Raw genomic sequence first — 12525 nt, 5'->3', positions numbered from 1 at the left:
GAGGTGTGGAAGCAATGATGATACCTGATGGAAATTTGAAAGGCAATGTGGAGCGCTTTACCGGATTTGCGGATCTATATGATCAATTTCGTCCGGAAGCTCCGAAACTCGTTGTGGACATTTTGACCTCCTATTTGGAAAAGAGACCTGGACTGGTGCTGGACTTGGGCTGCGGAACGGGCTTATCCACCCTCATATGGAAGGACTATGCGGATCGAATCATTGGAGTTGAGCCTAATGACGACATGAGAAGCAAAGCAGAGAAAAAGCGCCAGGCACTCCCGGGTGCAGCTCACATTTCTTTTGTTCCCGGCTATTCCAACTCCTTGGGTGACATCGGGGACGCATCGGTCGATATTATTACCTGCTCCCAGTCGTTTCACTGGATGGAGCCGGTCGGCACCATGAAGGAGGCGGGTCGGGTATTGAACGAAGGCGGCGCGTTTGCGGCATACGACTGTGATTGGCCTCCGACCATTCATTGGAAGCTGGAAAAGGAATATCTTCAACTGCTGGAAAAGGCCGATCTGCTGGCTAAGCAATTAACGGACGGAGAAGACCGGGCGGTCAAGCGAAATAAGAATGAGCACCTGAAGGTGTTGAAGGACAACGGGGTATTCCGCTATACCCGTGAAATTGTGTTTCATAACAAGGAAACCTGCGACGCTGAACGCTATACGGGCCTTGCCCTGAGTCAAGGCGGACTCCAGACGGTATTGAAACAGGGTTCGTCGGAACTCCATCCGGAGATTGAAGACTTCCGCAACCACGTGGAGGAATACTTTAACGGCGAGATCAAGGAGATATTGTTCAGTTACCGAATGCGTCTGGGGATCAAATAAGGCAGGCCATTCCTTGAAACCTGCTGCATAGATCACCCCCTAAATGGCAAGTATGGGAAATGAGGGGGTGATCAGATGGATATTACACTCGACGCAGACCAGGTGATTAACCGGATCAGGGAACTGCAAAGAAACGGCGTGTCTATCAGCAAGAAGCAAGTTAAGCAGTCCGATCCTCAATTAATGCGAAGCGCTTTGTTTTATTTTCCAAGCTGGGAACATGCCTTGAAGAATGCTGAGAATATATAACTACATTTCTATTAGCCGTTAAGAATCGGAATTATTCGGTTCGGAACGGCTTTTTTCTTTGATGGCTTGCGGATTGAAAGTATAATGCCTGTAGACGATATATTTTCAGAAAAAGGTGAAGTGAATTATATGTTGCAGTCCATCATCTTATTTATCTTGGCGGGCATCGCCGAAATCGGCGGCGGTTATCTGGTTTGGTTATGGTTGCGGGAAGGGAGATCGTTTGGCCTCGGCATCGTTGGCGCTCTAATTCTAGTGCTTTACGGCATTATTCCCACGCTGCAGAAATTCCCTTCGTTCGGCAAGGTTTATGCGGCTTATGGCGGTGTATTCATTATCCTCGCGGTATTCTGGGGATGGGCTGTGGATAAGAAGACGCCGGATATGTTCGACTGGATCGGAGCGGCGATTTGTCTGATCGGGGTGTCCGTCATGCTGTGGTGGCCGCGGCCATCCTAGGCGATTAGTGCCGGCTTTTGGAAGCCGGATGATGATCATCCGTGCGCCCCTGACTGAAAAAACGTGGTATGATAAAGTGATTCATGCCGCATTTTGTGAAAGGGTACATCGAGAATGAGCGTAAATTATAAGACAGCATTTTTTGAACGTAAGCAAAGCGAGCTCGGCGTCGCATTAAACGATATTCAGAAGCAGGCAGTTCTCCATACCGAGGGGGCTGTCCTGCTTCTTGCGTCTCCCGGGTCGGGGAAAACGACCACGATCATTATGCGGATCGGCTATCTGATCGAGGAGAAAGGCGTGCAGCCTGCCCGAATCAAGGCAGTGACGTTTAGCCGTGCTTCCGCCAATGATATGAAGGAGCGGTACCGGCGATTTTTTCCCGGGCTACCGCCTGTACAGTTTTCTACGATTCACAGCCTCGCCTACGAGGTGGTCCGGGAGCATTTCCGCAAAACGGGGATCAACTATCAAATGATCGAAGGGGGCGGAGAGCTGGAACGGGCGGAGGAAGAAGGAGCCGAACATGCACCGCTGCATAAAAAGGTTATTTTGCGCCAAATCTTCAAATCCCTAACCGGGGAAAATATGACGGACGATCAAATGGACGAGCTGACGACCTATATCAGTTATGTCAAAAATAAAATGCTTCCGCCGGAAAAATGGGGAACCGTGAAGGCCGGGGTCCCGGAGGCGGAGTCGATCCTGCGCGAGTATGAAGACTTCAAACGCTCAGGCCATCCGAAGCTGCTGGTCGATTTTGACGATATGCTGACCTTGGGGAACGAGATTCTCGAGCGGGATACAGCGCTGCTGGGGAAATACCAGGGAAAGTACGATTATATGTTGACGGATGAAAGTCAGGATACGTCGCTGGTTCAGCATGAAATCATCGCAAAGCTGGTCCGGAGACATGGCAATCTTTGCGTGGTGGCGGATGATGACCAGTCCATTTACAGCTGGAGAGGAGCGGAGCCCTCCTATTTGCTGAACTTCCGGGAGGCTTTCCCGGATGCGGCGATTCTGTTTATGGAGCAAAACTACCGCTCCACTACTAGTATCGTAGACCCGGCGAATCAGTTTATCCGACGCAATAAAAACCGGTATAACAAGAACATGTTTACGGAGCGGAGAGAAGAGGGAGAGCCGATCGGAATCCGGACCTTTGCGGATTATAAATCGCAAACCAAGCATGTGGTACAGGAAATCGCGAAGTCGGACCAGCTCTCAGAGGTCGCCGTGCTGTACCGCAATAACTCCTCTTCTATCGCTTTAATGAATGCGCTCGACAGAGCCGGGATCCCGTTTTATATGAAGGATACGGATAACCGGTTCTTTTCCCACTGGGTGGTAGAGGACATTTTGAATTTTATGAGGATGACGTATACCGATAAACGGACGGACATTCTGGAAAAGATTCATTTAAAGATGGCCGGATACATCAGCAAACAGCAGATGGCGGCTCTTAAGGAGATCCAGAACAACGAGTCCGTTTTCGACAATTTGCTGAACTATGTGAAGCTGCAGGATTACCAGCGGGGGCCGATTGTGGCCAACCGGGACACGTTCCGGGAGATGAGCGGCATGCCGCCGCTGCAAGCGATCCGGGTTATCCGGGGGCGGCTCGGCTACGAGAAGGCGCTGGACAAAATGTGCGAGTGGCTCGGATTTCGCAAGGAGTTTTTGATCGGGATCCTGAATACGCTGGAGGAAATCGCGGATACTCTGGCGACGATGGAGGAATTTGCGAACCGGCTGAAGGTGCTGGAATCGGCGCTAAAAACCTCGAAAAGAAACAAGGGAGACCATGCCGTCACGCTGTCCACGTTTCATAGTGCAAAAGGCCTGGAATTCGAGAAAGTATACATGATTGATCTGGTTGACGGCATTATACCTTCTTCCGAAGATATCAAGAAGAATTCAGCGGGGGATGAGGCGTTGATGGAGGAGGCCGTCCGTCTGTTCTATGTCGGAATGACGCGGGCGAAGCGGCGGCTGGAGCTATTGACGTATCAGGAGCGGGACGGGGAAAAGGTCGCCGAATCCCGTTTTCTCTCTCACATCCGAACCATCGTAAAGCCGGCGGAGGATAGCAGCGAAGGTGAAAAATTAGCGGCTGCCTTTGCGGCAGGGGACAGCGTCCGGCATAAGGTTTTCGGGCAGGGAGAAGTTCGCGGTCGGCATGGAGATCTGATCGATATCGCATTCGACCAAGGGATAAAGACCTTGTCCCTCCAAACCTGCGTGGAGATGGGACTGCTGGATGTGATCTCTTCGAATAGCGATTGACACCCGGACCAAGCCGATCTATACTACCAATTAAATGGAGCACATCAACATAAGGGCAATGCCTGACTTTTCATCCGAAGCGAATGAAGAGCACAACCCCGTAGAGCATCTGGGGATGTGCTCTTTTTTATTTTTTTAATTGACGAAGGAGGAAGAAACAAATGATTAAAGAAGCGATTTTTCACCGTCCAAAAAACAGTTATGCCTATGCCTACGACGCTAACACACTGCATATTCGGCTGAGAGCGAAAAAGGATGATTTGACGAGCGTGGAGCTGATCCACGGGGATCCTTACCGCTGGGCGGAAGGGCATATGCTGTCGGACAAGGTTCCGATGACAAAGACGACGTCCGATGAATTGTTCGACTATTGGTTTATCGCGATCTCGCCGGAAAATAACCGGTTTGTTTATCAGTTCGAAGTGACTGACGGCAACGAGACTTGGGTTCTGGGCGAAATGGGATTCACGGAGGATTTGGAGGACAACCGCTTTTTCCGGTTCCCGTATTTGAATGAAATCGATGTGTTTGATGCACCGGCGTGGGTAAAGGATACAGTATGGTATCAAATTTTCCCGGAACGTTTTGCGAACGGAAACCCCGGCCGTAAAACAAATACAAATGGTGTATGGGGAGACACCCCGAAACCGGACAGCTTCTTTGGCGGTGACTTTGAGGGGATCATTCAGCATCTGGACTATTTGGCGGAGCTCGGGATTTCCGGCATTTATATGACTCCGATCTTCGAGGCGCCGACCAACCATAAATACGATACGATCGATTATATGAAAATAGATCCGCAGTTCGGCGATAAGGAAACGTTCCGGAAGTTAGTCCAAGAATGTCATGCCCGGGGCATCCGCGTTATGCTGGACGCCGTGTTTAATCATTCGGGTTACGGCTTCGCCCCGTTCCAGGATGTGTTGAAGCATGGCGCGAAATCCCGGTATGCGGATTGGTTCCATATGCTCAGCTTCGGGGAGGAAGAAGGGGATCATCCGACATATGAGTCTTTTGCCTTTACGGATAACATGCCCAAGTTGAAAACGAGCAATCCCGAAGTGAAAGAGTATCTTCTGGGCGTTGCGAAGTATTGGATCGAGGAGTTCGATATCGACGGCTGGCGGTTGGATGTAGCGAACGAAGTGGACCATAAATTCTGGCGCGAATTCAGAAACACCGTAAGAGCCGTGAAGGACGATGTCTATATGGTGGCGGAAATCTGGAACGACGCGATGCCATGGCTGCAAGGGGACCAATTTGATTCGGTCATGAACTATCCGTTCACTGAGGCGGTCATCGACTTTATCGCCAAGGGCAAAATTGGCGCTTCCCGCTTCGGAAATTTGCTTACGAGTCATCTTCAGCTGTATCCCGAAAATGTCAACGAAGTGTTGTTCAATCTGCTGGGCAGCCATGATACGGCGCGTGTGTTGACCCAGTGCGGGGATGATACCGCCAAGCTGAAGCTGGCGTTCCTGCTGCTCTTTACGTATCCGGGCAGTCCGTGCATCTATTACGGCGACGAACTCGGCCTCAAGGGAGACGGCGATGATTTCGCTTACTACCGTGCGTGCATGGAATGGGATCCGGCGAAGCAGGATCAGGAATTGCTGAGCTTCGTCAAACAGCTGATTGCCATCCGCAAGAGCCATTCGGCCATCACCGCAAACTGTCATCTTCAGGTGCTTAAAGCGGATGACGCCTCCGGCCTGTTCGTCTTCTCGAGAAGCCAAGGCGACGAGGAAATCGTGGTCGCTCTGAATAACGGGGAAGAGCCGTCTGCGTTTAGCTTGCCTTCGAAATGGCACGGGCAACATGGGGTCGATCTGTGGAGCGGCGAGAAGGTTGCCGTTGGTGCGGAAACCGCGTCTTATGCGCTGGAGCCGATGCAGTTCCGGATTTTTGCTATCAACAAATAAACAGTTTATTCACATTATTCACATACCGGGTTGTGTACAAGGTTGAATAACTGGATAACTTTGAATAATATCTGGATAACTTTGTGGATAAACAGGAGTAATTCATAGATATCCCAAAGATCATCTTGAATTTGGCGGTAAAATCCGTTCCCGAAGCTGGATTAATTGCGATTGTGCCGACGGATATGTGCATAACTAACTTAGATGTTTGAGTTGAGAGGGAGTTTCATTGGATTTTTCCAATGAAAACAATATTTAACCGAAAAAGGCGGCAGCCCATTGGATAATTCCAATGAACTGCCGCCTTTTTTGCTTTTTTAGGATGCGCTTACGACTCTTGCTGCAGCTCCCTTAACCATTTCTTCACCGGTTCCGGTCCGCGGATCATCCCGAACACTTTTACCTTTTCAAACGTCTCTTTAGCCAATTCCAGAGTGACATCGCTAGAAATAACAAGTGCGCCCACCAGCTTTACATTCAGCCGTTTCCCCAGGCTTTTCAGATCCTCCAATTCGCTGCGGTTAAATTCCGCTACACCGAACACAAAGTATTTTTCCTGCTTGTACTGATTGATCTCATGGCTGTGAGAATCAATCTGGTTTCGGATCGCAATACGGATGAAATCCGTCCGATTCGAATAAAAGCCCTGGTCAACGAGCAAATCGATTTGTCCCAAATCGACAGGCCCTACATTGATCGTGATTTTTTCCAAATCTGCCATTTCACATATCCTCCTATCATTAAGACTTTCATTAGCTCCATAGAAACAACAAGTCTCTTTAATATGCATGAATTCTTTTCACTCTGTCAACACCATTCCCCATCAAGAGGAGTTGCGTGACCTGGGGGATTATGGTAGTATGGATTCCGATCGGATGGTATGTGGATGGTCTAAGGATGTTTCAAGGATGGCTTACGAATGTTGTTAAAGCCATTACGATCCATATACCTTACCTAAACTTTTATGAAAGGAAGAATGCAATTGAAATCAAAAAGCACATTTCGGCGTTTGTTGGGGTACACGAGGCCGTATAAATCCGTCTATCTGATTTTGCTGATCACGATGATCGCCGGCGTAACGCTTGATTTAAGCATCGCTTGGTATTTAAACCGGATTACCAATGCTGCAGTGGAAGCAGATTCCTCAGTCTGGCCGTCTCTCATTGGGACGGGAGTTTTAATTCTTGTGCTGACAGTAATTAACGGTTATGCAGATACCTATTACAAGGCACGAGTCTCGTCCTCCATCAGAAATGACATTCGGCTTGGAACGCTTAAGAAGCTGCTGTGTCTCCCTGGAGAATATTATCAAAGTCATCATTCCGGGGAATTGCTTACCCGCCTAACCAGTGATAATCAGGCAATTGGCCAGGCTTGCAGCGATACCTTAATCTCACTCATCCGCAATCCCCTGATGGCACTACTCTCTTTTATTTATCTTTTGACGATTAACTGGAAGTTGGCGCTTATTTGTATCTTTATCGGGCCAGTGACACTGATCATTGGCGGGCTCTTCGGCAATATGATTCGTAAAAACTCCAATGAGCTGCAGCACCGGATTGCCGGCATGACCTCGCAGATCCAGGAAACTCTCGGTTCCAGTATGGTCTTCAAATCATTTGGCTTGGAAAAAAAGCTGTTTCAACGCTTTCAAATGAAGAGTAACGAAGTAAGCGAAACTGAAATTCGCGGCGGGCGAATACAAGCTACGGTTAATGGGGCAGCCACAGCAATCGGAATATTGGCCTTTATTATCACTTTTATTGTCGGAGGATATTTTGTGTCCCAAGGTATGATGGCGATTGGCGGGCTGATTGCGTTCATTCAGTTGATGAATCATCTCACCTGGCCATTCACGGGGATAGCCGCGCTCTGGGGAGAGCTTCAGCAAGCCATTGGCGCGGCTGACCGGATTTTTAAAGTGCTCGATGAAAAGGAGGAGTATCCTGCTATTCCTGAACAGACCGGCACACAATCGGATTTTCAAAGTCTCGAGCTTCGGGAAATATCTTTCGGGTATGACCCGGATCAGCCCATTTTGAAGGAGATATCGATAGATGTAGAGGCAGGAAAGACAACGGCCATTGTAGGTCCGAGCGGGAGCGGAAAATCGACGCTGTTCAACCTGTTGCTTGGATTGTCGCAACCGCAGGAGGGCAAAATAATGATCAATGGAGAGGAGATTCAGGCAACAAACTTGAACCGGTTACGGAGTTTCTTTTCATTAATACCGCAGGAGAATTTTTTGTACTCCGGAACGATCCGTGACAATATCGCAGACGGTAAAGCGGATGCGACAGAGGAAGAATTGATTCGGGCGGCAACGGATGCAAACGCGATAGATTTTATCAGGCAGATGCCGGATGGATTCGATACGGAAGTCGGAGAAGGGGGTTCCCGGTTATCTGTCGGACAGAGACAACGCATTTCCATTGCCCGGGCGCTGCTGCGCGATGCTCCGATTTTACTGATGGATGAAGCGACCGCCTCTCTGGATAACGAATCTGAACGGTTAGTACAGGAGGCCATGGAACGTCTCAAGTCGAAACGAACCGTTATCGCCATTGCTCATCGCTTATTTACGATCCGCAATGCGGATCAAATCCTTGTGATGGACAACGGAACAGTGACGGATCGGGGTACTCATGAGGAACTGATCATCTCAGAAGGGCGTTACCGCCAATTGTACTCCGGCATTGAATAACACCTTACCGTTTAATCCTTGTCACTTCCCTGCTCCCGCACGTTTTTGTAATATTGGCTGGGAGAGAGACCTTCGTATTTCTTGAACAGCTTGCTGAAATAATAAGGGTCTTCCAGTCCGGTCAAATAACCGATTTGGCTGAAGCTGAGATGGGTGGCCTCGATCAGTTCTTTCGCATGGTCGATCCGTACGCGGTTGACATACCGCATGATGCTTTGGCCGGTTAGCTTGGTGAAAATGCGGTTGATATAGTCGTAATTGCAGTCGAATTCCTGCTCAATGTCTGTGCTGGTGATTTTGCCGGCATAGTGTTCGTGAATATAGTCAAGCAAGGCATGAACTTTAATAGAAGATTTGGAACTGCTCCCTTCATAGCCTTGGAGGACATCGATAAAATGCTCCCGTGACACCTCGATCAGCCATTCGGTAAACTTCAGGGCGGTTAATCCGCGATTGAAGTATTTCCGTCTGTAGAGTTGAAGCATCTCATTCATGGCGGTAAAGGAGAGAGGACGGTCTTTTTTTGACAAAGTATAATGTTTGGGAAAATAGCAGATCGGATGATCCTGCCTGGCCTGCTGTGTCCCTTCCTCGAGTATGAGGTGCCTGGCTAGGGTAAGCATGTCCTTCACCTCTACCGATTTCAAATCGGGGTGTTCGAAGTGAATGTAATAGTAATCGCAAACATGCCTCTTCGTTCCTTCATGCTCCACATTCGGCTCCAGAACGAGGAAATCCCCTTTTTTGAGGATATAGTCGATACCGTTTTCCCGGAGATGGAGTTCGCCGCTTTTGATGAAGTAGAGAATGCATTCATGCGTCGTTCTTTTGAAATGAATCCATGGCTGTTTATAGGACACGAATCCCATCAGCTTGATTTTCGGCATCAGTTCCACGTTAATAGCAAGCATCATTATCCCTCCGGGCGAATCTCGAGAAAGTAGTTTTTGTACAAAAAGAGTATCTTTTCGCCATTCCCGTCCATTCTACCACAATCTATACTGGGGTTGTATGCAACCGATTTAGTAAAACAGCTCTCGTATAATGGTTCCGAACTCAACGTGGTGAGGAGCGGCGCAGGATTTGTCAAACAAACAGGAGGTTTCTTATCATGTCTAATATTAACGTTACCGTGTGGAATGAATTCCGGCACGAAAGACATAATGAACAGGTCAAGGCCATTTATCCGGAAGGCATCCATATGGCGATTGCGAATCATCTGAGCACCCAGGAAGGGTTGGATGTTCATACGGCCGTACTGGATGAGCCGGAACACGGGTTAACCGATGAAGTACTGGCTCGGACGGACGTATTGCTCTGGTGGGGGCATTTGGCTCATGAGGATGTCAGCGACGAGGTCGTTGAGAAGGTACGGCAAAGAGTACTGGACGGCATGGGACTCATCGTCCTTCACTCGGGGCACGCATCGAAAATTTTCCGTGCCCTTATGGGCACGAATACCGGAGCGTTGAAATGGCGCGATGACGGCGAGAAGGAAAGAATCTGGGTCATCGAGCCCGGTCATCCGATCGCAAAGGGCCTTGGAGAATATATCGAAATTCCGAAGGAAGAGATGTACGGGGAACGGTTTGAAATTCCGGCTCCGGATGAACTGGTGTTCATCTCCTGGTTCGAGGGAGGCGAAGTCTTCCGCAGCGGATGCTGCTACAAAAGAGGCCTGGGCAACATTTTCTACTTCAGACCGGGCCATGAAACATTCCCGGTGTACCATCAGCCTGAGGTGCTTCAGGTAATCACTAACGGGGTACGTTGGGCCGCGAAAAGCGAGATCGCCAAAGTCTCTTATGGACGTGTGGCTCCTTTGGAGCCCGTGCGTTAAGCAGGGAATTCCGGAGAGTGTTAAGCGTTGGAACCGACACTCTCCTTATTTGTTAAACTAAAGCCGCACTTGCATGCGGCTTTAGTTTTTGATAAGATACAGAACGAATGTTCAGTATAAATAAGAGCTGCCAATTTATTTGAATGGGGTGGAAGCGGAGTGAATAAAAAACAGCTGCAAAGCGAACAAACTAAAAAGCGGGTTGTGGAAGCAGCAAGAATACTGTTTGCCCAAAAGGGATATAAGGCCACTTCCATCGAAGACATTGTAGCAGCAACGGGAAGCAGCAAGGGGAATCTTTATTATCATTTTAAAAGCAAAGAAGGCCTTTTTCTCTATTTGATTGATGAATGGGACCGGGAATGGGAAGAAAAATGGCAGGAGAAAGAGCCGCTATACAAAACGACGACGGAAAAATTGTACGGTTTTGCCGAATTGCTCGTGCATGATGATCTGAATCACCCGCTTACCAAAGCCGCGGATGAATTTTTCAACAGCGAAGATAAGACTACCGAGGTTGAAGAGCGTGTGGGCGAGTTGGTCGACAGGCATCTCCAATGGAATCAACGTTTGATTCAGCAAGGCATCGACAACGGCGAATTTAGACAGGGAAGCGCTGGAGAACACGCTGTTATTCTTGAGAGCTTATTGATAGGTCTTAGCCAGATGTCGAGGAAGAAATCGCCGGATGAGATATTAGAACTTTATAAGCAGGCTATGAAGGTGTTCTTGTATGGGATAGCGGATAGCTGAGACTGCAGGCGGATTCTAAATATTAGGTTTAAATGAAAATACCATTGCATGTACTATTGCTTCATAATACAAAACGAACGTTCAGTATAAAGATGTATATATTTTGATCAACCTCCCATTTATCGTCAGGCTGATCCTTATGCACAATACAGGAGGAAAAATGAAATGTCGCTTTTAATAAGAAACAGAGGAGCTATGCTCCTGCTCATGTTAAATATCTTTCTCGTTTTCACAGGGATCGGTCTCGTAGTTCCGATTATGCCTACTTATATGACCGAGCTCCATATCAGCGGAAGTATGGTAGGGCTGCTCGTTGCGGCGTTCTCCCTTACCCAGCTATTGTTTTCCCCTTTTGCCGGCAGGTTATCCGACACATTGGGCCGGAAGAAAATCATTGTTGCCGGGATGGTCGTTTTCGCCCTTTCCGAGTGGTTGTTCGGAGCCGTCAGTTCACCGGTGCTGCTGTTTGCAGCGAGAATGTTAGGTGGGGTTGGTGCGGCGCTGATCATGCCGGCCGTCATGGCTTATGCCGCGGACGTAACCTCGAATGAGGAGAGAGCCAGGGGCATGGGATATATCAATGCCGCGATCACGACCGGCTTCATTATTGGCCCGGGGATCGGGGGTTATATTGCGGAATTCGGCATTCGCGTTCCGTTCTATGCTGCAGCGGTGGCTGGAGCGATAGCGGCAATAATCACGTTATTCATCCTGCCTGAATCCGTTTCGGCGGAACAGCGGGCGGAATCCCGTTCGAATCCTGCAGAGAAGCAGAGCCTCCTTACGCAATTGTTGAATTCCGGCCGGGAACGCTACTTTTTCAATTTAATCATCGTGTTTGTGCTGGCATTCGGATTAGCCAATTACGAGACGGTGTTCGGACTGTTTGTGGATCATAAATTCGGCTTCACGCCAAAAGATATCGCCTTTATCATTACGTTCGGCTCGATTTCAGGCGCTGTGGTACAGGTTACGATATTCGGCTGGATTCTGAACCGCTTCGGAGAGAAACGCGTGATCTCGGTCTGCCTGTTTTTGTCCGGATTGTTCGTGGTCCTTACGCTGTTTGTGTCCAGTTACTGGCTCATCGTCGCAGTGACCTTCATTTTATTTTTGTCGATCGATATTTTGCGTCCGGCCGTGGGTACACAGTTGTCCAAAATGGCTGGAGAACAGCAAGGATATGTCGCCGGACTGAACTCGGCCTATACCAGCCTTGGCAATATCGCCGGACCGATCGTCGCGGGCTTCCTGTTTGATATTGACATCAACTTCCCATACGTGGCGGCTGCCATTGTCCTGCTCCTTTGTTTTGCACTTTCCCTTAGAGCCGGCAAGGCTCGCGGTTTGTCATCCGGAAACTGATATTAAGTTCAAGCTGCCCATGAATAAGATTTATTGAAAATAGAGACGCCTGCGGGCGTCTTTTTCTTTTGTAACCAAACAGAACCTCAAAATTCATATAAT

Annotated in this window: 11 protein-coding genes; 9 read left to right on the top strand and 2 right to left on the bottom strand. The window is 48.8% G+C overall.

The genetic code is table 11. The annotated features are described in order from the left end of the window. Positions 1-17: 17 nt before the first annotated feature. The 5 genes from NYE70_RS13770 to NYE70_RS13750 all read left to right on the top strand — a co-directional run bounded on the left by NYE70_RS13770 (position 18) and on the right by NYE70_RS13750 (position 5761). Positions 18-842 (top strand): class I SAM-dependent methyltransferase, encoded by an 825-nt coding sequence (locus NYE70_RS13770; protein ID WP_290406742.1) that lies wholly within the window; start codon positions 18-20, stop codon positions 840-842. A gap of 75 nt (positions 843-917) precedes the next feature. Next, positions 918-1091, top strand: coding sequence for a hypothetical protein (locus tag NYE70_RS13765; RefSeq protein WP_211024181.1), 174 nt, complete (start codon positions 918-920; stop codon positions 1089-1091). A gap of 129 nt (positions 1092-1220) precedes the next feature. Then, positions 1221-1550, top strand: a complete 330-nt coding sequence (locus NYE70_RS13760) for a YnfA family protein (RefSeq protein WP_213655769.1) — start codon at positions 1221-1223, stop codon at positions 1548-1550. Between the two features lie 114 nt (positions 1551-1664). Beyond that, positions 1665-3839: an ATP-dependent helicase gene (locus NYE70_RS13755; protein ID WP_290406730.1), complete on the top strand. Its 2175-nt coding sequence runs from the start codon at positions 1665-1667 to the stop codon at positions 3837-3839. Between the two features lie 161 nt (positions 3840-4000). Continuing rightward, the gene (locus NYE70_RS13750) at positions 4001-5761 is read left to right on the top strand and encodes an alpha-glycosidase (RefSeq protein ID WP_290406729.1); all 1761 of its coding nucleotides are present in this window, start codon (positions 4001-4003) and stop codon (positions 5759-5761) included. A 328-nt stretch (positions 5762-6089) separates the two neighbouring features. Here NYE70_RS13750 and NYE70_RS13745 read toward each other — a convergent pair whose 3' ends face one another. Next, positions 6090-6482, bottom strand: coding sequence for a CopG family transcriptional regulator (locus NYE70_RS13745; protein WP_211024187.1), 393 nt, complete (start codon positions 6480-6482; stop codon positions 6090-6092). 261 nt (positions 6483-6743) lie between these two features. Here NYE70_RS13745 and NYE70_RS13740 point away from each other — a divergent pair, with 261 nt between their 5' ends. Then, complete coding sequence (locus NYE70_RS13740) at positions 6744-8465, top strand: ABC transporter ATP-binding protein (RefSeq protein ID WP_341046375.1); 1722 nt, start codon at positions 6744-6746, stop codon at positions 8463-8465. Between the two features lie 11 nt (positions 8466-8476). On the opposite strand, the gene NYE70_RS13735 is transcribed toward NYE70_RS13740, so the two are convergent. Then, positions 8477-9352 (bottom strand): AraC family transcriptional regulator, encoded by an 876-nt coding sequence (locus tag NYE70_RS13735; RefSeq protein ID WP_341046374.1) that lies wholly within the window; start codon positions 9350-9352, stop codon positions 8477-8479. A gap of 224 nt (positions 9353-9576) precedes the next feature. Between NYE70_RS13735 and NYE70_RS13730 the strand changes: the two genes are divergently transcribed. The 3 genes from NYE70_RS13730 (at position 9577) to NYE70_RS13720 (ending at position 12423) form a co-directional block, all read left to right on the top strand. Beyond that, a complete protein-coding gene (locus NYE70_RS13730) occupies positions 9577-10305 on the top strand; it encodes a ThuA domain-containing protein (RefSeq protein WP_211024193.1) in 729 nt (242 codons plus the stop codon). A 159-nt stretch (positions 10306-10464) separates the two neighbouring features. Then, on the top strand, positions 10465-11058 hold the full coding sequence (locus NYE70_RS13725) for a TetR/AcrR family transcriptional regulator (RefSeq protein WP_341046368.1): 594 nt from the start codon (positions 10465-10467) through the stop codon (positions 11056-11058). Between the two features lie 165 nt (positions 11059-11223). Then, positions 11224-12423: an MFS transporter gene (locus NYE70_RS13720; RefSeq protein ID WP_213655776.1), complete on the top strand. Its 1200-nt coding sequence runs from the start codon at positions 11224-11226 to the stop codon at positions 12421-12423. The last annotated feature ends 102 nt before the right edge of the window (positions 12424-12525 follow it).

Source organism: Paenibacillus sp. FSL R5-0407, assembly GCF_038009185.1.
Lineage (GTDB): Bacteria > Bacillota > Bacilli > Paenibacillales > Paenibacillaceae > Fontibacillus > Fontibacillus vini.
This window is presented reverse-complemented; position numbering and strand designations above follow the sequence as displayed.

Bases quoted from the DNA above. Each gene is read 5' to 3' on its own strand.
- NYE70_RS13770 (WP_290406742.1), top strand. From the start codon at position 18: ATGATACCTGATGGAAATTTGAAAGGCAATGTGGAGCGCTTTACCGGA.
- NYE70_RS13765 (WP_211024181.1), top strand. From the start codon at position 918: ATGGATATTACACTCGACGCAGACCAGGTGATTAACCGGATCAGGGAA.
- NYE70_RS13760 (WP_213655769.1), top strand. From the start codon at position 1,221: ATGTTGCAGTCCATCATCTTATTTATCTTGGCGGGCATCGCCGAAATC.
- NYE70_RS13755 (WP_290406730.1), top strand. From the start codon at position 1,665: ATGAGCGTAAATTATAAGACAGCATTTTTTGAACGTAAGCAAAGCGAG.
- NYE70_RS13750 (WP_290406729.1), top strand. From the start codon at position 4,001: ATGATTAAAGAAGCGATTTTTCACCGTCCAAAAAACAGTTATGCCTAT.
- NYE70_RS13745 (WP_211024187.1), bottom strand. From the start codon at position 6,482: ATGGCAGATTTGGAAAAAATCACGATCAATGTAGGGCCTGTCGATTTG.
- NYE70_RS13735 (WP_341046374.1), bottom strand. From the start codon at position 9,352: ATGCCGAAAATCAAGCTGATGGGATTCGTGTCCTATAAACAGCCATGG.
- NYE70_RS13730 (WP_211024193.1), top strand. From the start codon at position 9,577: ATGTCTAATATTAACGTTACCGTGTGGAATGAATTCCGGCACGAAAGA.
- NYE70_RS13720 (WP_213655776.1), top strand. From the start codon at position 11,224: ATGTCGCTTTTAATAAGAAACAGAGGAGCTATGCTCCTGCTCATGTTA.